The organism is Streptomyces sp. NPDC005955, from assembly GCF_042871255.1.
Taxonomy (GTDB): Bacteria; Actinomycetota; Actinomycetes; order Streptomycetales; family Streptomycetaceae; genus Streptomyces.
Map to the genome: position 1 here is coordinate 417,042 of NZ_JBIAIF010000002.1, position 20,415 is coordinate 437,456.

Genomic DNA, 20,415 nt, shown 5'->3' on the forward strand with positions numbered 1-20,415 from the left:
ATGAGTACGCGACGCGTGAGCCTGCGGGGTTGGGGCGGGGTCGCCGCGATGGCGGTCGCCTGCGTCCTCACGGCCCTCTTCGTCCTGTTGCCGGTGACCCACAGCAACGGCGACGAGGCGCCGCTGGGCGGGCCGGGGGTGGCCGACGGCCTCCAGACCGCGGCCGAGGACTGCACCCCGGAGGCGTCCAGCCTGCGCGCGAGTGCCGAAACGGGGCCCGCGGTCGCCGCGATCCGCAAGCGCGGACGCCTGGTGATCGGCGTGGACCAGAACAGCTACCGCTGGGGCTACCGCGACCCGAACAAGGACGGCGGCAGCCTGGAGGGCTTCGACATCGACCTGGCGAAGGCGGTCGCGCGGGAGATCCTGCCGGGCGGCCCGGTCCAGTTCCGGGCGATCCCCACCAACCAGCGGATACCCGCACTCAAGAGCGGGCAGGTGGACATGATCGTGCGGACCATGACGATCAACTGCGAACGCTTGGAGCAGGTCGACTTCTCCACCGCCTACTTCAGGACGGGCCAGCAGGTCCTCGCCCCCCGCGACTCGACCGTCACCGGCTACAACCGCACCCTGGCGAACAAGCGGGTGTGCTCGGCCAAGGGCTCCACGGCCGAGACCGCGCTGAAGGCGAAGAGTTACGGCGCGGACGTCTCGACCACGGTGCCCAACCAACTCGACTGCCTGGTCCGACTGCAACTCGGCGAGGTGGACGCGGTGGTCACGGACAGCGCGCTGGCGGCCGGGCAGGCCGCCCAGGACCCGACGGTGCAGCTGAAGGGCAAGCCGTTCACGACCGAGTACTACGGCATCGCGATGAAGAAGGGCTCGGACGACCTGGTGCGCCGGGTCAACCAGGTCCTCGTGGAGTACCGCGCCCAGGAGTGGCAGGAGTCCTACGACAAGTGGCTCGCCGACGACCTGGGCCCCGACGTGGAGCCGCCGGCCCCGCAGTACCGCGACTGAGACGACGCACGACGGCAGGTCCGATCCGGCCCGCCGGGGCACGACCGAGAACGGTGAGGTGATCGATGGGCGGCACGGGACCCGCTGGTCCGGTGATGGACCGGGACGAGGTGGACCGTGCGCTGGCGCGGCTCGGCGCGGAGCACGAGGCCATCGAGACGTCGCTCCTCGCGCTCCAGGACCATGCGGGCCGCAGGCTGCTCGAAGGCGCCGAACTGACCGGCACCACCCGTGAGCGGTGGGCGCGGACGGACGCCTCGATCTCCGTGCTGTGGGCCTACTTCGAACGCTATGCGCAGGTGTTGCGTTCGGCCCGGGAGCTGCGGGCCCGCCGGCGCTGGTCCAGCCAGGAGGACCTGGCGCGGCTGACGGAGCTGCTGCGCGGGCCCAGCGTGACGGTCCCCGGCCCCGAGGGCGCCGAGTCCGCAGCCGCCCCCTCGCTCACCGGCCCGGCCCGGCTCAGCCGCCAGTTCACCCTGGAGGAACTGGTCTCCGTCATGAACGACCTGTACGCGAGTTCGCTGGACCTGGTGGTCTCGGCGGACGCGGTGTGGTCGGCGCTGCCCGCCCGGATCGACCTGCTGGCGGCCGAACTCCAGCGCACCCGGGGGCTCGCCCACTCGGTGGGGGTGCGCCCCGGCGAACACCCCTCGGGGGACGACCTGGAGCGCATCACCCGCGCCCTGACCCTGTTGCGGGAACAGGTGGTGTCCGATCCGCTGGCGTTCTGGAGCCCCGCACGCGGCAGTTCGGCCCCGGGCGGCGGACGCCCCGACACCGGACGCTACGACCGGGAGGCCCGGGCCCTGGAGGAGGTGCGGCGGGAGATCGACGCGGTCCTCACCGTCCGCCAGGACGCCGAGGCCCGGCTGCTGCGGCTGCGCGACGTGCTGTCCCGCGCGGACCGCACGCTGGCGGAGGCCCGTTCGGCGCGCGGGGAGGTGCTGGCCAAGATCGCGGCTTCGGAGGTCCCCGCGGTCTCGGGACCGCCGACCGCGCTCCAGGAGCAGTTGGCGGCGGCCTCGGAGTACCGTCGACACGCCCAGTGGCACCGGCTGTCGCCGCTGCTGGAGGCGTTGGAGCAGCGGGCGGAGGACGAGTTGGTGCGGGCCCGGGAGTCGCTGACCGCGGTGACGGCGCCGCTCGCGGTCCGGGCGGAGCTGCGCGGTCGGCTCGACGCGTACAAGGCGAAGGTGGCCCGGCACGGCCTGGCGGAGGATCCGTTGTTGATCGAGCGGTACGACCTGGCGCGCCGGATGTTGTGGAGCGCGCCCTGTGATCTGCGGGCGGCCGAGTCGGCGGTGCTGCGCTACCAGCGGGCCGCCGCCGAGGTACTGGTGCCGAGGGTGCCCGACCAGGGCGGCGCCGTGGACGGGAGGGGGAACCGATGACCGGCACGACGTGCCAACGGCCGGACTGCGAGGGCGCCTACGAGGACGTGGGCGGCGGCGAGCTGTACTGCGACACGTGCGGGCTGGCGCCGGTGGTCTCCGCGGGGAGCGGTCCCGGCTCCCCCGGCACGACGGGTACGAGTGCGGCGGGGTCCGGTACGGGTGCGGCGGGGTCGGGCAGCGCGTCCGGGCTCTCGGGTTCCCCGGGGTCGGCGCGCTCCGGCCGCTCCGCGCGCTCCTCCTCGTCGCGGCGTTCGGTGTCCGGGCGCCTGTCGCGGGCCCGTTCGGTGTCGGGCCGGCTGACCGAGCGCTCGGTGTCGGTGAACACCTCGGGCCGTACCGGCGGGGCGCCGAGCCGGGGCCGGCTCGGCGCGGGCCTGGTCGAGGTGCCGGGGGTGCCGCGCCCCGACCCGCAGGGCATGGTGCTGGAGGACCCGGAGGTGCCCGAGCGCAAGCGGTTCTGCTCGCGCTCGGACTGCGGTGCCCCGGTGGGCCGTTCCCGCGGTGAGCGGCCGGGGCGCACGGAGGGCTTCTGCACCAAGTGCGGGCACCCCTACTCGTTCGTCCCCAAGCTGACCGGGGGCGACGTCGTGCACGGGCAGTACGAGGTGATGGGGTGTCTGGCGCACGGCGGGCTGGGCTGGATCTACCTCGCGATCGACCGTGCGGTGGCCGACCGGTGGGTGGTGCTCAAGGGTCTGTTGGACACGGGTGACCAGGACGCGATGGCGGCGGCGATCTCGGAGCGCAGGTTCCTCGCCGAGATCGAGCACGCGAACATCGTGCGGATCTACAACTTCGTGGAGCACCTCGACCAGCGCACGGGCTCCCTCGACGGCTACATAGTGATGGAGTACGTCGGCGGCAAGTCGCTCAAGGAGATCGCCAACGAGCGGCGCACGCCCACCGGGAAGCGGGACCCGCTGCCGGTGGAGCAGGCGTGCGCGTACGGCATCGAGGCGTTGGAGGCGCTCGGTCACCTGCACAGCAGGAACCTGCTGTACTGCGACTTCAAGGTCGACAACGCGATCCAGACCGAGGACGAGCTGAAGCTCATCGACATGGGCGCGGTGCGGCGCACCGACGACGAGGAGTCGGCGATCTTCGGCACGGTCGGCTACCAGGCGCCGGAGGTCGCGGAGGTCGGCCCGTCGGTGGCGTCGGACCTGTACACAGTGGCCCGGACGCTCGCGGTGCTCACCTTCGACTTCCAGGGCTACACCAACGTGTTCGTGGACTCGTTGCCCGATCCGGAGCACATCGAGGTCTTCCGGACCTACGAGTCGTTCTACCGGTTGTTGGTGCGGGCCACCGATCCCGATCCGGCCCGGCGGTTCGCTTCGGCGCAGGAGATGGCGGAACAGCTGACGGGGGTGCTGCGGGAGGTCGTCGCGCTCCAGACGGGCCGTCCCAAGCCCGCGCTCTCCACCCTGTTCGGGCCGGAGTTGAAGGTCGTCGACGCGGAGTTGTTCGACGCGGGTGACGACGGGGGGTCGGTGCTCGGCGCCCGCCCGGTGCGCAGCGCCCGTCGGGTGCTCGGCGGTCGGCGTGCGGGTGCCGGGGCGGGCGCACCGGCCGGGCGTCCCGTGCTGCCGTCCGCGTCCGGCCCCCCGTCGGGCCCCGGTCCCGCACCGGGCACGCTCCTGGCCCCCGGACCGGCCGCGGGCCCCGTGCCGACGGCGAGCACGGGCCCCGGTGGCGCCTCGGTGGCCGGCCCGGGCGGCAGTCCCGCGGGAGGACCGGGTGGCACGTGGGCGCACACTCCGGCCGCCCTGACCGCCGGAGCGCCCGCCGCGGCGCTCACGGGCAGACTGGTGCGCCCCTTGGACGGCGTGTCGGCGGCCCTGGCACTGCCGGTGCCCCACGTCGACCCGGACGACCCCAATGCCGGCTTCCTCGCCGGTCTGATGGCGTCCTCGGCCCCCACCGAGTTGATCTCCGCACTGCACTCGGCGCCCGCCGACTCGCTGGAACTGCGGCTGCGGGAGCTACGGGCCCGGCTGGAGACGGGCGAGGCAGCGGCGGCGACCCGGATCCTGGACGCCCTGGTGCGGGACCACGCCGAGGACTGGCGGGTGATCTGGTACCAGGGGGTCGGTTCGCTCGCGGCCGGCGACCACGAGACGGCGGCGCTGTCGTTCGACGCGATGTACGACGCGTTCCCCGGCGAGCCGGCGCCCAAGCTGGCGCTCGGGGTGTGCGCGGAGGTGCTAGGCCAACTCGACAACGCCACCGAGTACTACCGGCTGGTGTGGACGACCGACCCGAGCTACGTGTCGGCCGCGTTCGGGCTGGCCCGGGTGCGGCTCGCCGCCGGGGACCGACCGGGCGCGGTACGGGTCCTGGAGTCGGTGCCGGAGTCCTCGATCCACTACACGGCGGCCCGGGTCGCGGCCGTCCGCGCCCGGCTGCGCAAGCGGCTCGCCGCGGGCCCGGACCAGCCGCTGCTGGACGATCTGACGGCCGCCGCGGGACAGGTGGAGGCGCTGGACGCCTTCGGTCTCGACGCGGTCCGCAGGGAGCGGCTGTCGACCGAGGTGCTGGGGACCGCGCTGGACTGGGTACTCTCCGGTAGCCGGGGTCCTTCCGCCGTGCCGGGCGGCTCCGGTGGCCGGACGGCGCTGCTCGGCAGTGAACTGGACGAGCGCGGGCTGCGGTTCGGCCTGGAGCGTTCGTACCGCACGCTGGCGCGGCTCGCGCGGGGCGGCGAAGAGAGGATCGAACTGGTGGAACGTGCAAACCGCTTCCGCCCCCGGACATGGGTGTGATTGATGTCGTCGCAGCAACCCCGGTCGGTCGCCGGTCCACGGTGCCCCAGGTGTGCGGAACCGCTGGAGCCGGGCGACCGGTTCTGTGGTGTGTGTGGTCATGATGTGTCGTCAGTGGGCGCCGGCGGGGGGCCCACCGGGCAGGACCACCCCACCATCGCCATGCAGAGCCCGGGACCCCCTGGTGCCCCGGCCCCGGGCGGCGCGGTCGCCGCGGTCGCGCCGGGCGCCCGGGTGCAGTGGCCCGAGGCGCCGGAGGTGAGCGGCGGCGTCCCCGCACCGGTGCACCGGGCCGGCGACATCTCGGGGCGCACCTCGGGCGGCGGTGACCTCCCCTCGTACGGCGGGCGTTCGGCGTCGGACGGTCCCGAGTTCCGTACCGACGAGCCCTACGCCCACCCCGACCCGGCCCCGGCGGGCAGCAGCGGCGACTATCCGCTGCCGGCCCCCGCCCCGAGCCCGGCGCCGGTCGCCGCCACGTCGCCCCCGTCGCCCACGTCGGCCACGTCGGCCGCAGACCCCCGCGAGGGCGTCCCCGCGGCCGGTGACCCCGCGGGTCCCGTGGCCAAGCGGTGCGTGTTCTGCGGGGTGGGCCGGGTCGCCCAGGACGACTACTGCGAACACTGCGGCAAGGCCCAGCCCCGGGAACGCGACCACATGGAGACCGCGTTGGACGCGGTCGCCGCGGTCAGTGACCGCGGGCTGCGCCACCACCGCAACGAGGACGCGTACGCGATCTCCTCGGCCGCGCTGCCCGACGGCTCGCCCGCCGTCGTCGCGATCGTCTGCGACGGGGTGTCCTCGGCCAGCCGACCCGACGAGGCGTCACTCGCCGCGTCCCGCGCGGCGAACGAGTGCGTGCTCGACCTGTTGCCGCAGGGCGTCCATCCGCAGCAGGCGATGCACCAGGCGATCGTCGCGGCGTCGGAGGCGGTCAACGCCCTGGCCGGGGAGGGCGCGCCGACCGGCGACACCGCGCACCAGAACGCACCCGCCTGCACCCTGGTCGGTGCGATCGTCGCGGATGAACTCCTGGTCATCGGCTGGGTCGGCGACAGCCGCGCCTACTGGGTGCCGGTGGACAGGTCGGCCCCCGTGGCCCGGCTCACCGAGGACGACTCCTGGGCGGCCCAGATGGTCGCCGCGGGCCTGATGAACGAGGCGGAGGCGTACGCCGACGAGCGCGCGCACGCGATCACCGGCTGGCTCGGCGCCGACTCCTACGAACTCGAACCGCACACCGTGTCGTTCAAGCCGGACCGGGCCGGGGTGGTGGTGGTGTGCACCGACGGCCTGTGGAACTACGCGGAGTCCGCGCAGAACATGGCCACGGTGCTCCCGGTGGACGCGCACCGGCACCCGCTGGAGGCGGCGCGGACCCTCGTGGGTCACGCCCTCGACGGCGGGGGCCACGACAACGTCACAGTCGCCCTGGTGCCGTTCCCCGCCCCCGAGCCGGGGGCAGGATCGGTCTGAGGCGGGCCGCCGACCGGGCCGGGGTGGGACCGGGACGGCGGAGCGAACCGGGACGCACCGAGGCGGTGTACGGCAAGGGGTGGGTCCGCGGTGCGGGCCGGCCCGAGCGTGGCGCCAGCGGGCGTACACGACCAGACGCGCCCACGTGCCGTGGGACAGCGAGGGGGAGCGGAATCCATGGCCAATTTCTCGAAGTCGCCCATACCGCAGTTCTCGGTCGACGTGTACCAGAACGAGTTCCTGCCCGAGGGCGGGCGCGAGGTCAACGCGATCGTCACGGTCACCTCGACCGGTGGCGGCACGATCGGCCCCGCGGCGTCCGCACCGCACCCGCGCGGCACCGGGGGGAACCCGGAGGCCGCGGTGGTGATCATGGTCGACTGCTCGGGGTCGATGGACTACCCGGCGACCAAGATGCGCGGCGCCCGCGAGGCGACGGCCGCGGCCGTCGACGCCCTGCGGGACGGGGTGCGGTTCGCGGTCGTCGACGGTACCCATGTCGCCCGGGAGGTGTACCCGAAGACCGGGGGCCTGGCGGTGGCGGACGAGCGGACCCGCGCCGAGGCCCGGCAGGCGTTGCGGAGCCTGTCGGCCGGCGGCGGCACCGCCATCGGCACCTGGCTGCGGCTCGCCGACGCCCTGCTCGCCACCGCCGACGTCCCGATCCGGCACGGCATCCTGCTGACCGACGGGCGCAACGAGCACGAGTCGCCCGAGGCCCTGCGGGAGGCCCTGGACGCCTGTGCGGGCCGCTTCACCTGTGACGCGCGCGGCGTGGGAACCGACTGGGAGGTCAAGGAGGTCACCGGCATCGCCTCCGCCCTGCTCGGCACCGCCGACATCGTCGCCGACCCGGCCGGGCTCGCCGCCGACTTCACGCAGATGATGGAGTCGACGATGGGCAAGGAGGTCGCGGACGTGGCGCTGCGGCTGTGGACGCCGATGGGCGCGCGGGTCGCGTTCGTGAAGCAGGTCGCCCCGAACGTCGAGGAGTTGACGGACCGTCGCACCGAGGCGGGGCCCCGGGCGGGTGACTACCCCACCGGCTCCTGGGGTGACGAGTCCCGGGACTACCACGTGTGCGTCGAGGTGGCGCCGGCGGGAATCGGCCAGGAGATGTTGGCGGCCCGGGTGTCGCTGGTCGTCCCGGAACCCGACGGGAGCGTACGGCCCCTGTCGCAGGGGTTGGTGCGTGCGGTGTGGACGGACGACATGTCGGCGTCCACGTCCATCAACCCGCAGGTCGCGCACTACACCGGCCAGGAGGAACTGGCACAAGTCATCCAACAAGGGTTGGACGCCCGCAAATCCGGCGATGTGGACGGAGCGACGGCCAAGTTGGGCCGCGCGGTCCAGCTCGCCAGCGCCTCCGGGAACGAGGACACCGCCAAGCTGCTGGCGAAGGTGGTGGACGTGGTCGATGCCGCTGCGGGTACTGTGCGACTGAAGGCGAAGGTCGCGGAGGCTGACGAGATGACTCTCGAAACCCGGTCCACCAAGACCGTCCGCGTCAAGAAGTAAGCAGGCGGTAACGGCCTCACCGCCGTAGCCCGCCCCGGCTCCCGGCCGCGGCGGACCGAGCTCCGGCCCCGTGCCGGAAGAGGAGAGGGGGAGGCGCCGACATGCCGACCTGTCCGAACGGACACCAGTCGGGTGCCGACGACTGGTGCGAGGTCTGCGGTCACCGCATGACCGGTGCCGTACCGCCGCCGCCACCGCCGCCCGCGGCCGGTTACGGTTTCCCACCGCCCGCGCCGGGCGCGCCGGGCGGCCCGCCGCCGCGCGCCGGGTCCGATCCCGTGCAGCCGGAGTACTGCCCGCAGTGCCACACCCCGCGGGAGGGCGGAGCGCCCTTCTGCGAGGAGTGCCGGTGGAACTTCATCACCAACAAGGCGACCTCGTACACGCCCCCGGCCCCGCGCCCGCCGGGCGGACTCGGCGGCCCGCCGCCAGGACGTTTTCCCGGACCCGGCGGTCCCCCCGGCCCGAGCGGCCCCCCCGGACCTCCCGGTCCCGGGGGAGCGCCCGGCCCGCACGGCCAGGGCCCCGGCCCGCACGGTCAGCACGGCCAGGGCCCCGGGCCGCTCGGCCGCGGTCCCGGCCAGCACGGTCAGGCACCGGGCCAGCACGCTCAGGCACCCGGTCCGCTCGGTCAGGGATCGGGACAGGACGCCTTCGGTTACCAGGGGTCACGCCCCTCGCAGGTGAACCGCCCCGCCGAGCCGATCCCGTCCTTCGGCGGTGGGGCTCCCGGACCGGGGGGTCCGCCGTCCCCGCCACCGGTGGGCCAGGTCCCCGGCGGACCCCCCGGACCGGGAGCCCCGGCCGCCTTCCAGCAGGGCGGCCCGCCCGCGCCGCCCGCCCACCCCGGCTTCCCGGACACCGGGCGCCCGGGCCCGCCGCCCCCGCCCGGCGGCGGTCAGGGCTTCGGCGGTGAGGGCCACGACGACTGGGTCATCTCGCCCCCCTCGGGGAGCAGCGGCCCCGGCGGCGAGCCCTTGCCGCGCACCCATGCGGGTCCCGGGGGCTTCCCGGCCTCGGACTCCTGGTCGGCCACGATCGGTCCGGACCGTGAGTACTTCCTGGCGATGATGCAGCGCTCCGGCCCCGAGGCCGTCGGGCTGAACCTCCCGGCGTACTCGCCCGAGCAGCACCGTCCGCTGATCGGCAACCAGATCACCATCGGTCGCCGCCGGCACTCCACGGGCGAGGTCCCGGACATCGACCTGTCGGTGCCCCCGGAGGACCCGGGCGTCTCGCACCAGCACGCGGTGCTGGTGCAGCAGCCGAGCGGGGCCTGGGCGATCGTCGACCAGAACTCCACCAACGGCACCACGGTCAACGGCTCCGACGAGCCGATCCAGCCGTTCGTCCCGGTGCCCCTCCAGGACGGGGACCGGGTGCACGTGGGCGCCTGGACGACGATCACCATCCACCGGGGCTGACCCCGTCGCGGTTCCGCCGGCGTCCGGCGGAACCACGGCGGGCCCGGGCGGTCAGGTGTCGGGCAGCGGCCAGGCGTACGGGCCGTCGGGCTCGTCCAGCCAGCTCCAGGTGTGCCGCCCGCGCACGCTGACGCCGTAGCGTTCGCGGGCGGGACGCCCCTCGCGCTGCCAGAGGCTGACGGCCTCGCGCGGGTCCAGCACCCCGGCCGTCAGCGCCAACAGGAACTGGAACAGCTCGCTGTGCAGCGCCCGCCGCGGCAGCCCGCCCGGGTACGGGGTCCCGGTGCGGCGCCGGGCCGCGCCCCGCAGCGGGACGAAGTACGCCGAGGTGTGCAGGAACCTGCCCTCGGCCTCCTCGGGCCCGGTCACCGTGAGCCGGATCAGTCCCGTCGCGAGCGGCGCCAGGACCAGTGCGCCGGGCGTGCACTGCGCCAGCCAGGCCCGCGGCACCGACGGGAGGGTGCAGGTCGCCATGATCCGGTCGAAGGGGGCCCGCTCGGGGCAACCCCGGGCGCCGTCGCCCGTGACCACGGTCGGGGCGTGGCCGGCGGCCCGCAAATGGGCGCGTGCGGTCTCGGTGATGTCCGGGTCAAGGTCCACGGTGGTCACCCGCTCGTCACCGACCCGGTGGGCGAGGAGCGCCGCGTTGTAGCCGGTGCCCGCGCCGATCTCCAGGACCCGGTCCTGCGGCCCGATCCGCAGTTCGGCGAGCATCCTGGCCATCAGCGAGGGCTGGCTCGACGAGGAGAGCAGTTCGCCGTCGCGCAGCAGGGTGGCCAGCGGGGCGTCGGCGTAGGCACCGCGCATCCAGCGGGTGCGGCTGGCCGGATCGGGGTCGCCGCCCCACAGCCGTTCGTGGCCGTCGCCCACCCCGATCCAGTACGAGGGCACGAAGAGGTGGCGCGGGACCTGCTCGAAGGCGGTGCGCCAGGCCGGATCGGCGTCCCAGCCGCCGCTCGCCTCGATCGCCCGGACCATGCCGGCGCGTGCCTCGGCGGCGACCTGCGCCAGGTCGCCCTCCGGTGCGCTGTGAGGGGGGTGCGGGCCCATGCCTCCACTGTGCTGCGCCGGGGCGCCGTGCGCGAGGGCGCTGTTCTTGTGCGGGTTCACCGTTCCGTGCGGGTGCGCTGTGGTTGCTCGCGCAGTTCCCCGCGCCCCCTTCGGGTGCGTCCCGGTGGGCGTGCGTTGTCCGGCGGGCGTGCGTCCCGCGTTCGCGCAGTTCCCCGCGCCCCTGATCATCCCCGCGCCCCTGGTCAGGGGCGCTGCCCCACTGAACAACGCACCCCGGCAGGGACGCACCTCAGGGGCGCGGGGAACTGCGCGAGCAACCACCACGCACCCGCACCGGGCAGCGCACCCCAGCCAGAGCAGCCCCGATCAGGGGCGCGGGGAACTGCGCGGGCAACCACCACGCACCCGCACGGGGCAGCGCACCCCAGCCGGAGCCGGGCCCCGGGCCCACCTCTCGGGTCCTAGGACCCAGGTCCTCCGCCACCCGGTCTGACACCATGGACGGTGTGAACGAGATTCGGCGCGGCACCCTTCAGGAGCAGACCTTCTACGAGCAGGTCGGCGGCGAGGAAACCTTCCGTCGGCTGGTCCACCGTTTCTACCAGGGCGTCGCCGAGGACCCCCTGCTGCGCCCCATGTACCCGGAAGAGGACCTCGGCCCCGCCGAAGAGCGGTTCGTCCTGTTCCTGATCCAGTACTGGGGCGGCCCCAAGACCTACAGCGAGCAGCGCGGGCACCCCCGCCTGCGCATGCGGCACGCCCCGTTCACGGTGGACCGGGCCGCGCACGACGCGTGGTTGCGGCACATGCGGGACGCGGTGGACGAGCTGGAGCTGTCCGAGGAGCACGAGGAGCAGCTGTGGCGGTACATGACGTACGCCGCCGCCTCGATGATCAACAGCCCGGGCTGATCCCGCCCCGATAGTCGGATTCCGCACCCCGTTTTCCGTTTCGTGCCCCCGCTGCCCCTTCCGCTCCCCCCTCCACTCTGAAAGCATCCAGGGACCTCCCGTAGAACGCGCGTGCCCCTCCGGTGGCGCGCCGGCACCCACGGGACGGGGCACCCACGGGGGCGGGACCACGTGGCGACGGGCAACGGCGGATCGCGGGGGCGGGACAAGCAGTGACAGGGTTCGTACTGGCGCGCGTCCGGGCACACCGCCTCCTGCTGGCCGCCGCACTGGTCGCCGTGGTCCTGACCACCACGGTCCTCGCGACCCTCGCCGCCTTCTCCGGCGGCATCGGCGACGCCGCGCTGCGGCACACGCTGCGCACCCGGGACACCGCCGCGACCGCGCTGACCGCCAAGGCGCCGGTCGCGCCCTCCGACCGGCGCGCCACCGAAGCCGCCGGGAAGGCGGTGCAGGACGCGGCCCGTACCGCCTTCGACGGGCTGCCGTTCACCACCCGTGCACTGGCCCGCTCCGGCCCCTACGCGCTTCCCCGGTCCCTCCAGCCGCCGGCCGCCCGCGACGGCAATCCGTACCTCACGCACTTCAGCTCGCTGGACTCCACCCAGGTCAGGATCGTGCGGGGTCGGGCGCCCGACGCCTCCCGACGCGGTGAGGTGGAGGTGGCGCTCCCGGAGACGGCCGCCGCCGAACTGGGCGTGCACCCGGGGCACCGGGAAGCGGCGCTCACCGTGACCGACCGGCTGGACGGGCCCGCGGTCCGCGTCCGGGTCGTCGGCGTCTACCGCCCGGTCGCCGCCGACGCCCCCTACTGGCAGTTGGACGGGCTGCGCGGGCGCGGCGTCCAGAAGGTGTCGTTCACCACGTACGGGCCGCTGCTCACCGACCCGGCGGTGCTGGCCACCGCGGGGCGGGTCAGCACCGGCGAGACGTCCTGGCTCGCCGTCGCCGACTTCTCCGCGATGAGCACCGGACGCATCGACGCACTGCGCGACGCGGCCCGCGAAGGCGTCGCGTCGCTGCGCGGATCGGCGGCGCTCGGCGGGAGCACCGACGTCACCACCGGGCTGCCCGGCGTCCTGGACCGGGCGGAACGCGCCACCCTGGTGTCCCGTTCCACGCTCCTCATCGTGGCCCTCCAGCTCTCCCTGCTCGCCGGGTACACCCTGCTGCTGGTGGCGCGGCTGTTGAGCGCCGAGCGCGACGGGGAGACCGGGCTGCTCCGGGCCCGCGGCGGCTCGCGCGGCCGGATCGGCACGCTCGCGGCGGTGGAGGCGCTGATGCTGGCGCTGCCCGCCGCCCTGCTGGCGCCGCTGCTCGCCGGTCCGCTGACGGAACTGCTCGCCGGACAGGGCGCGCTGGCCCGGATCGGGCTGCGGGTGGACGGGGTGGCGTCCGGCGGGGTGTGGCTGGTCGCGGGTGCCGTGGCCCTGGGCTGTGCGCTCGCGGTGACCCTGCCGGCCCTCACCTCGGACGGTGCGACCCGGGGCCGCGGCCGTGCGCTGCCCGGGCCGCTGCGGGCGGGCGCGGACGTGGCGCTGGTGGCGGTCGCGGGCATCGCGTACTGGCAGCTCGACCGGCAGACCGCCCAGTCGGGCGTGTTCGGCAAGGACGGCTCGGGGCAGCCCGGCATCGATCCGCTGCTGGTGGCGGCGCCCGCGCTGGCGCTGCTCGCCGGTACGGCGCTGACCCTGCGGCTGCTGCCGCCGGCCGCCCGGCTCGCCGAGCGTCGCGCGGCGAGCGGCCGGGGGCTGACCTCGGCGCTCGCGGGCTGGCAGCTGAGCCGTCGTCCGCTGCGGGGCGCGGGGCCCGTGCTGCTGCTGGTCCTCGCGGTGGCGATGGGGATGCTGGCGATCGGCCAGGGCTCGTCGTGGGACCGCTCGCAGGACGACCAGGCGGACTTCCGCGCGGGCGCCTCGGTCCGGGTGCAGACCGCCGGGGTCGCCGGGCTGGGGCACGCCGGACGGTACGCGGAACTGCCCGGGGTGCGGGAGGCGGTGCCCGCGCTACGGGCGACGGCGCAGCTCTCGGGGGACCGCGAGGCGACGGTCCTCGCCCTGGACACCGCCCGGGGTGCGGAGCACGTGCTGACCCGCCCCGACCTGGGCGAACTGACCGACGGTGCGGCCCCCCGGTCCGCGGGGATCACCGCGGCCCGGGACGGGACCCGACTGCCGAAGGACACCACCCGCCTCGAACTCGACGTCCGGCTGAGCGCGAAGCCCGACCCGGGCGGGGTCGCCCCGGACGACGACTCCCGGCCGCCGAAGGACGCGTCGCACGAACCGCCCCGGGTGGCCGTGCTGGTGGAGGACCGCTACGGACTGTCGTACCGGCTGCCGGCCGGGACGCTGACCGCCGACGGTCGCACCCGTACCCTCTCCGTCGACCTGCTGGGGGCCGCGGAGTCCGCCGCCGGCGAACCCGCCCGGCCGCTGACGTTCATCGGTCTGGAGCTGGACGTCCCCCAACCCGTGGGCGTGCCCGAACGGCACGTGCTCACCGTGGCCGCGCTACGGGCCGCGGACGGGGGGACCGAGGCCGCCCCGGTACGGCTCGGCTCCCCGTGGCGGGCGAAGTCCGCGGTCGCCCGCGCGGACGACGCGCTGAGCGAGCAGGCCCGCCCGACCCGCCCCGAACTGACCGGACCCGATGCGCAGGACCCCCGGATCACCGCCCGCTACGGCACCGGTTACACCCCGGGCGGCTCGTTCTGGTCCGGCGAGGACAACACCGTGACCGTCCGGATCATGGCGGACCGGAGCGTGCCCGAGGAGGTCCCGGCCATCGCCACCGACCAGTACCTGAAGGTCCTGGGCGCCCGCCCCGGGGACCGGGTCGACGTGGCGCTCGCCGGCACCAACGTCCCCGTACGGATCGAACGCAGCGTCCGGGCGCTGCCCACCACCGGCCCGGACGGTCGGGCCCCCGTCGCGACGAACGGCGAGGGCGCCGACGCCACCGGGGCGGCCACCTCCGCGGCCGACCGCGACGGCGGCGCCCTGCTGTTGGACCTGAACGCCGTCAACCGCATCCTGACGCAACGCGACGGCACCGGTGTATCGCCCACCGAGTGGTGGCTGACGACCGCGCCCGGGCAGTCCGCCGAAGCCGCGGCGGCGCTGCGCGCACGGTCCGACACCGACCCGGCCACCGTGCTCGTCCGCGACGAGATCGCCCAGGGGCTGCGCGACGACCCGCTGGGCGCCGGCCCCGGTACCGCGCTGACGGCGGTGGCGGTCGCCGCGGCGGCGCTGGCCGCCGTCGGCTTCGGCGTGAGCACCGCCGGTGCGCTGCGGGAACGCTCCACCGAGTTCGCCGTGCTGCGCGCCCTCGGGGCGCCCCGCCGCCGGCTGGCCCGACTGGTGGCGGCGGAACAGGGGGTGCTGGTGTGCCTGGCGCTCCTGGTGGGCGCCGCCCTGGGGACGGTGCTCACCCGCGCGGTGGTGCCGCTGATCCTGCTGACGCCCGATGCGACCCGGCCGGTGCCGCCGGTCCTGGTGGAACTGCCCGTCGGCCAGGTCCTCCTGCTGCTCGCGCTGGTCGCGGCGGGCCCCCTGCTGATCACGGCGGCACTGCCGCTGCGGCGCCCGGCCAACCTGGCCACCGCACTCGGAGCGGCGGTGGAACGGTGACCGGGCACGACCAGCAGGGAAACAACGGGAACAGCACGAACAGCACGAACAGCACGAAGAACGGCAGCGGAACGGGTGGACGGCCGGTGCGGCGCGAGCCGACGGACCGGCAGGTGGCGAACGGGCGGACAGTGAACGAGCGCACGGCGAACGGCCCGACCCCCGGCCGCCCGACGACACCCGGACCGACGGCGACGCCCGGACCGCCCGGACGGACGGGGTGGGGCGGCCGCAAGCGCCGCGGCACCCCGCCCAGCGCCCCCTGGGTCCGCACCCGGCTGCGCACCGCCCGGGGCGCCGCCCTGGCCCTCGCCCTGCTCGTGGCGTTCACCGCGGCACTCGCCGCCGGCCTCCCGCTCGCCGTGGACGGCCTGCGCGACGAGGGACTGCGGCACTCCGTCACCGACGCCTCCCCCGCCCGGGCCGCCATCCGGTTCAGCGCCCCGCAGCCCCACCCCAACCTGTCGACGGCGCAGCGCGAAGAGGCCCTGCGCGGCGCCGCGCTGCGCAAGGGCTACGCGGACGTGGTCGACGCGCTGCGGGCCCCGCTCGCCGCCGACGACGCGCACTCCTCGTACGGGGTGCGCACCGCCGAACCCCCGGAGACCCTGGAGGACTGGCTCCCCGAACCGCGCGGCCTGCGCCCGCGGTTCTCGCTCACCGCCCAACAGGGCCTCGACGCGCACGCCGAGGTCCGTGAGGGACGGCTCCCCCGGGCCGGGAGCACGGTCACCGCCCGGAGCCCCGGTGTGGAGGCCGTGGTGAGCAGCGAGACCGCCCGACGGTTGAAGATCAAGACGGGCGCCGTACTGCGGATGCCGGGCGTGGTGCGGGACCCCGTCGCCGTACGCATCACCGGCATCGTCGACCCCAAGGACCCGGACGGCCCCTACTGGGCGACCCAGCCCCTGCTGCGCACCCCCGCACTGGTGCAGGTCCCGTCCACCGTGCCGGACCCGCCGGTGTACTGGCTCGGCGCCCTCCTGCTCCACCCGGACGCGGCACCGGTGCTGCTCGGCGCCGAGGGGAGCCCCGAGCGGTACTGGAACATCGCGCCCGACCCCACCGACCTCGCCGGTGGCGAACTCGACCGGGTCCAGGCCGCCCTGGCCTCCACCGTCAACGGGACGGCGCTGCTGGACGCGCGTCGCGCCATCGACGTCAACACCGTCGCGGACACCGAACTCGACGAGGTCCTCACCGCGTACGGGAAGCTGCGCGACGGCGTCCTGCCGTTGGTCGCGGTCGCCGCGTCCGGCACCGGCACCGTCGCCCTGGTGGTGCTCCTGATGGCCGGCGGACTCGCGGCGGGGCGCCGCCGGGCCGAACTGACCGTGCTGCGGGCCCGCGGCGCCTCCCTGCGCGGACTCGGCGGGCGGCTGCTCGCCGAGACGGCCGTCGTCGCCGTGCCCGCCGGGGCCCTGGGCCTCGCCCTGGCCCTGCTCGCCCTGCCCGGGGGGCGGTGGCCGCTCGCAGTACTGGCCGCCGCCGCGGTGACGCTCGTGGCCTGCCTGGCGCTACCGGTGCGCGCACTCGCCGCACACCGGACGGTACGGATCGGGGTGGACCGCGAGGACCTGACGACGGCCCGCCCCTCGCGGCGGCGCACGGTCGCCGAACTGACCCTGCTGGTCCTGGCGGTGGGCGCCGTCGTGGTGCTGCGCCAGCGCGGGTCCGGGGGCGGTGGACTCGTCGCGCTCGCCCCGGTGCTGATCGGCGTGATCGCCGCCCTCGTCCTGGTCCGGCTGTATCCGCTGCCGTTGCGGCTGCTCGCCGGACCCACCCGGCGGCTGCGCGGACTGATGGGCCACCTCGCGCTGGCCCGCACGGCCCGCGGCCCGGCCTCCGCGGTGCTGCCGCTGCTCGCCCTGCTGACCGCGCTGACCACCGCCGCGTTCGGTGGCTCGGTGCTCACCGGGATCACCGAGACCCGGGACCGGGCGGCCCTGCTGAGCACTGGCGCGGACGCCCGGATCAACGCCGGCGAGCCCTTCTCGGACGGGGAGTCCCGGCGGATCCGGGAGGTCCCCGGGGTGGAGTCGGTGACCGGGGCGACCGTCGACTACGACGCCGTGGCCCTCGGCGTGCCGCCCGGCGACGCGTCCGAGCCCCCGACCGGAGCGGCGGCCGGCGGCGAGGACTCAGAAGCCCGGGTACCGCTCGCCGTGGTGGACGCCCGGGCGTACGCCGAACTGTCCGAGCGGCTCGGGGTGGGAGCGTTCCCAGCCCGCACGCTGACCGACGGGGCGAAGCGGGCACGTGCCGTACCGGCGCTCGCCTCCCCCGCGACCGCCGAACGCCTCGGCCGCGAACCGGTCACCCTGCGCGTCGACGGCGAGCGGATCACCGTCCGGGTCGCCGCCGTGCGCCCGGTGACCCCGGCGGTGCGGACCGCGGACTTCCTGGTCGTCGACGCCCGCGCCCTCGGCGCACCGCTGCGGCCCACGTCACTGCTGCTCACCGGTCAGGAACTCGACGGCGCCGCGCTGCGGAAGGCCGCTGGCCCCGACACGATCGTCCACCTGCGGGAGGCGGAACGTGCCCGGTACGCCGACTCGCCCCTCCAGACCGGCGCCGAACGCGTCTACGCGGCGGCCGTAGCGGCGGGCGCCGGGTTCGCCGCCCTCGCCCTGCTGCTCGCCCTGGCCCGCACCGCGCCGGAGCGGACCGCGCTGCTCGCCCGGCTGCGCACCATGGGGCTCACCCGCCGGGACGGACGTCGACTGCTGGTCCTGGAATCGCTGCCGCAGGCCCTGCTCGCGGCGGGCGGCGGGGTGCTCGCGGGGTGGGCGGCCGTCCGGCTGCTCGGACCCGGCACCGATCTGACGGCCGTCGCCCTGGCCTCCGTGTCCGGTTCCGGCGAACTGCCCTCCGGGGTGGCCGGGCTGCGGCCGGACCCGGTGTCCCTGCTGCTGCCGGCCCTCGCCGTGGTCGCCCTGACGGTCGGTGTCGCGGCGGTCCAGGCGTGGTGGACCGGCCGCCGTGACGCGGTCCGGGAACTACGGCTGGGGGACGAACGATGACCGCCCGCCCACCAGCACCGCTGGCCCCGCTGACTCCGCTGGCACTGCTGGCTCTGCCGGCCCTGTTCGCCCCGCTGGCCCCACTCGCCCCATCGGCCCCGCCCGGGTCCCGTACCCCATCGGCCCCACCTCGGGAGCGCACCTCATGAACACGACCCCGACCACCGAGCCCGCCAGCGGCACCGGCACCTCGCTCGCGGAGCTGGAACGGCGGGCCTCCGTTCGACGCGACCGCCCCGCGTACGGGCACGACGCGCTGATCAGCTGCGACCGGTTGGTGCGGATCTTCTCCACCGACGGCGTGGAGGTGCAGGCGCTCCAGGGGCTCGACCTCCTGGTGCGCGAGGGCGAACTGATGGCCCTCGTCGGGGCGTCGGGCAGCGGCAAGTCCACGCTGATGAACATCCTGGCCGGACTCGACGAACCGACGGCGGGCGCCGCCAGCGTCGCCGGCCGGGACCTGCTGACCATGGGGTCCGCGGAGCGCCTGGCCTACCGCCGGGAGGTCGTCGGCTTCGTCTGGCAGCAGACCTCCCGCAACCTGTTGCCGTACCTGACGGCCGCGCAGAACGTGACGCTGCCCATGCAACTGAGCGGCGGCCCGCGCGGGTTGCGGGGCCGTCGGGCCCGGGCGCAGCGGGCGGTGGAACTCCTCGACCTGCTGGAGGTCGCCGACTGCCGCGACCGGCGCCCGCACCAGATGTCCGGCGGTCAGCAGCAGCGCGCCGCCATCGCCGTGGCCCTCGCCAACGACCCGTCGGTGCTGCTCGCCGACGAGCCCACGGGGGAGCTCGACTCCCACACCGCCGAGCAGATCTTCGCCGCGTTCCGCACGGCGAACGAGCAGTTGGGCACGACGGTGGTGATCGTCACCCATGACCAGGCGGTGGCCAGCGAGGTCCGCCGGACGGTCGCCATCCGGGACGGCCGCACCTCCACCGAGGTGCTGCGCCGCACCGAGGTCGACGCGGCCACCGGCGAGGAGTCCCTGGTCGCCCGCGAGTACGCGATGCTCGACCGTGCGGGGCGGCTCCAACTGCCCGCCGAGTACACGGAGAGCCTGGGCATGCGGGACCGGGTCCTCCTCAAGCACGAGGAGGACCACATCGGGGTCTGGCCGGACGCGTAGCCTGCGGGTGCGCTACGCCGGGGTGACCGTGAGGCTGGCGGTGCCGGCCCTGCGGACGGCCACCGAGCCGAACGGCGTCCGCAGCCGCAGCCACGTTCCGCTGGTCAGCAGGGCGAGCGGGGCGTCAGCGGACGGCCCGGTCGCCGGCGGACCGGTGGTCGTTCCGGGGAGGAAACCGAGGGCCTGTGCGGCGTGCGCCGCACGGACCGGGAGGTCGCTGTCCCCGAGCGGCCGGGACCAGACCTCGCGGCCGATCCGGTCCAGCTCCGCCCGGCTGCGCCCGGTGGACTCCAGCGACTGGGTGCGGGACCGGAACTCGGCCACCGCCTGCGCCACCATCGTCCGCACCGCGTGCGCGGACGGCAGTCCCGGCTCGGGTCGCCAGCCGCCGCGCGGGGGCAGCACCCCGGCCCAGGGCGGCCCGGTCACCGCGTCCGGCACCCGGGCCGTACCCGCCCGTTCGTCGATCGACTCCAGCAGCTCCCCCGCCGACACCGTGGTGTCGAGCGCGTCCTCGACGCCGTGCCCGTACGGCTGCGCGAGCCTGGCCGTGCGGATCGCCAGCACCTCGAACGACGGGGGCCGCCCGAAGACCGCGAGCGTGCTCCCGGCCGCCTGGAGGCGGACGGCCGCCCCGCGGTCGTAGTGGAGCAGCCGGACGAGGAAGGCGGCGAGGTCCGCCGCCTCCCCGCCGTCGGCGAAGTCCACCGTTCGACTCATACCGCCAGTGCCTCCGCGTCGACGTCGGGCACCAGGTACCGCTCCAGGAACCCCCGCTCCTCGGCGGAGATCCGCCGGGGCCGCTGGGTGTCCAGGTTGAACGGGACCATGACCGTGGAGGCCCGTACGTAGGACTGCTCGGCGCCCTCGTGGTCCTTGACCTCGTAGGCGACCGTCAGCGACGAGTTGCGGATGCCGGTCACCCACGACTCGATGACCACCGGCTCGTGCCGGTGCACCAGCGGGCGGAGGTAGTCGATCTCGTGGCGGGCCACGACGGACCCGCCGGCGAACAACGGGGACCCGTCACCGGGTGCCAGCCGGAACATGAAGTCGATCCGGGCCTCCTCCAGATAGCGCAGGAAGACCACGTTGTTGACGTGCCCGAAGGCGTCCATGTCCGACCAACGCAGCGGGCAACTGTAGATGTGACGGGTCAT

Annotated in this window: 13 protein-coding genes; 10 read left to right on the plus strand and 3 right to left on the minus strand. The window is 75.3% G+C overall.

What is annotated here, in order from left to right; genetic code table 11:
* The 6 genes from ACFYOU_RS07135 to ACFYOU_RS07160 all read left to right on the plus strand — a co-directional run bounded on the left by ACFYOU_RS07135 (window position 1) and on the right by ACFYOU_RS07160 (window position 9,546).
* Window positions 1-966 carry a transporter substrate-binding domain-containing protein gene (locus ACFYOU_RS07135; protein WP_391304010.1) on the plus strand — a complete coding sequence of 322 codons (966 nt, stop codon included), beginning with the start codon at window positions 1-3 and terminating at the stop codon, window positions 964-966.
* A 65-nt stretch (window positions 967-1,031) separates the two neighbouring features.
* Window positions 1,032-2,357, plus strand: coding sequence for a hypothetical protein (locus tag ACFYOU_RS07140; protein WP_391304011.1), 1,326 nt, complete (start codon window positions 1,032-1,034; stop codon window positions 2,355-2,357).
* Window positions 2,354-5,125: a tetratricopeptide repeat protein gene (locus ACFYOU_RS07145; protein ID WP_391304012.1), complete on the plus strand. Its 2,772-nt coding sequence runs from the start codon at window positions 2,354-2,356 to the stop codon at window positions 5,123-5,125. Before ACFYOU_RS07140 ends, ACFYOU_RS07145 begins: the two co-directional genes overlap by 4 nt.
* A gap of 3 nt (window positions 5,126-5,128) precedes the next feature.
* Complete coding sequence (locus ACFYOU_RS07150; protein ID WP_391304013.1) at window positions 5,129-6,601, plus strand: protein phosphatase 2C domain-containing protein; 1,473 nt, start codon at window positions 5,129-5,131, stop codon at window positions 6,599-6,601.
* Window positions 6,602-6,778: 177 nt separating this feature from the next.
* On the plus strand, window positions 6,779-8,122 hold the full coding sequence (locus ACFYOU_RS07155) for a VWA domain-containing protein (protein ID WP_391304014.1): 1,344 nt from the start codon (window positions 6,779-6,781) through the stop codon (window positions 8,120-8,122).
* 101 nt (window positions 8,123-8,223) lie between these two features.
* Entirely contained in the window at window positions 8,224-9,546 is a 1,323-nt protein-coding gene (locus tag ACFYOU_RS07160) for an FHA domain-containing protein (RefSeq protein WP_391304015.1), read from the plus strand.
* 51 nt (window positions 9,547-9,597) lie between these two features.
* On the opposite strand, the gene ACFYOU_RS07165 is transcribed toward ACFYOU_RS07160, so the two are convergent.
* A complete protein-coding gene (locus ACFYOU_RS07165; RefSeq protein ID WP_391304016.1) occupies window positions 9,598-10,596 on the minus strand; it encodes a methyltransferase domain-containing protein in 999 nt (332 codons plus the stop codon).
* A gap of 458 nt (window positions 10,597-11,054) precedes the next feature.
* Between ACFYOU_RS07165 and ACFYOU_RS07170 the strand changes: the two genes are divergently transcribed.
* The 4 genes from ACFYOU_RS07170 to ACFYOU_RS07185 all read left to right on the plus strand — a co-directional run bounded on the left by ACFYOU_RS07170 (window position 11,055) and on the right by ACFYOU_RS07185 (window position 19,255).
* A complete protein-coding gene (locus ACFYOU_RS07170; protein ID WP_385487272.1) occupies window positions 11,055-11,468 on the plus strand; it encodes a globin in 414 nt (137 codons plus the stop codon).
* A 212-nt stretch (window positions 11,469-11,680) separates the two neighbouring features.
* Complete coding sequence (locus ACFYOU_RS07175) at window positions 11,681-15,103, plus strand: FtsX-like permease family protein (RefSeq protein WP_391304017.1); 3,423 nt, start codon at window positions 11,681-11,683, stop codon at window positions 15,101-15,103.
* Window positions 15,100-18,126: an FtsX-like permease family protein gene (locus ACFYOU_RS07180; RefSeq protein ID WP_391304018.1), complete on the plus strand. Its 3,027-nt coding sequence runs from the start codon at window positions 15,100-15,102 to the stop codon at window positions 18,124-18,126. The genes ACFYOU_RS07175 and ACFYOU_RS07180 overlap by 4 nt, the downstream gene beginning before the upstream one ends.
* A gap of 145 nt (window positions 18,127-18,271) precedes the next feature.
* Window positions 18,272-19,255 (plus strand): ATP-binding cassette domain-containing protein, encoded by a 984-nt coding sequence (locus tag ACFYOU_RS07185; protein ID WP_391304019.1) that lies wholly within the window; start codon window positions 18,272-18,274, stop codon window positions 19,253-19,255.
* A 12-nt stretch (window positions 19,256-19,267) separates the two neighbouring features.
* Here the strand turns inward: ACFYOU_RS07185 and ACFYOU_RS07190 are convergent, their stop codons facing one another.
* Together ACFYOU_RS07190 and ACFYOU_RS07195 are read right to left on the minus strand one after the other, a co-directional pair.
* The gene (locus ACFYOU_RS07190; protein ID WP_389762658.1) at window positions 19,268-19,975 is read right to left on the minus strand and encodes a hypothetical protein; all 708 of its coding nucleotides are present in this window, start codon (window positions 19,973-19,975) and stop codon (window positions 19,268-19,270) included.
* Window positions 19,972-20,415: an acyl-CoA thioesterase gene (locus tag ACFYOU_RS07195; RefSeq protein WP_385487262.1), complete on the minus strand. Its 444-nt coding sequence runs from the start codon at window positions 20,413-20,415 to the stop codon at window positions 19,972-19,974. Before ACFYOU_RS07195 ends, ACFYOU_RS07190 begins: the two co-directional genes overlap by 4 nt.

Excerpts from the sequence above, each read along its gene's own strand:
- ACFYOU_RS07150 (WP_391304013.1), top strand. The coding sequence starts at position 5,129 with ATGTCGTCGCAGCAACCCCGGTCGGTCGCCGGTCCACGGTGCCCCAGG.
- ACFYOU_RS07145 (WP_391304012.1), top strand. The coding sequence starts at position 2,354 with ATGACCGGCACGACGTGCCAACGGCCGGACTGCGAGGGCGCCTACGAG.
- ACFYOU_RS07165 (WP_391304016.1), bottom strand. The coding sequence starts at position 10,596 with ATGGGCCCGCACCCCCCTCACAGCGCACCGGAGGGCGACCTGGCGCAG.
- ACFYOU_RS07140 (WP_391304011.1), top strand. The coding sequence starts at position 1,032 with ATGGGCGGCACGGGACCCGCTGGTCCGGTGATGGACCGGGACGAGGTG.
- ACFYOU_RS07185 (WP_391304019.1), top strand. The coding sequence starts at position 18,272 with ATGAACACGACCCCGACCACCGAGCCCGCCAGCGGCACCGGCACCTCG.
- ACFYOU_RS07155 (WP_391304014.1), top strand. The coding sequence starts at position 6,779 with ATGGCCAATTTCTCGAAGTCGCCCATACCGCAGTTCTCGGTCGACGTG.
- ACFYOU_RS07195 (WP_385487262.1), bottom strand. The coding sequence starts at position 20,415 with ATGACCCGTCACATCTACAGTTGCCCGCTGCGTTGGTCGGACATGGAC.
- ACFYOU_RS07170 (WP_385487272.1), top strand. The coding sequence starts at position 11,055 with ATGGACGGTGTGAACGAGATTCGGCGCGGCACCCTTCAGGAGCAGACC.
- ACFYOU_RS07135 (WP_391304010.1), top strand. The coding sequence starts at position 1 with ATGAGTACGCGACGCGTGAGCCTGCGGGGTTGGGGCGGGGTCGCCGCG.
- ACFYOU_RS07190 (WP_389762658.1), bottom strand. The coding sequence starts at position 19,975 with ATGAGTCGAACGGTGGACTTCGCCGACGGCGGGGAGGCGGCGGACCTC.
- ACFYOU_RS07160 (WP_391304015.1), top strand. The coding sequence starts at position 8,224 with ATGCCGACCTGTCCGAACGGACACCAGTCGGGTGCCGACGACTGGTGC.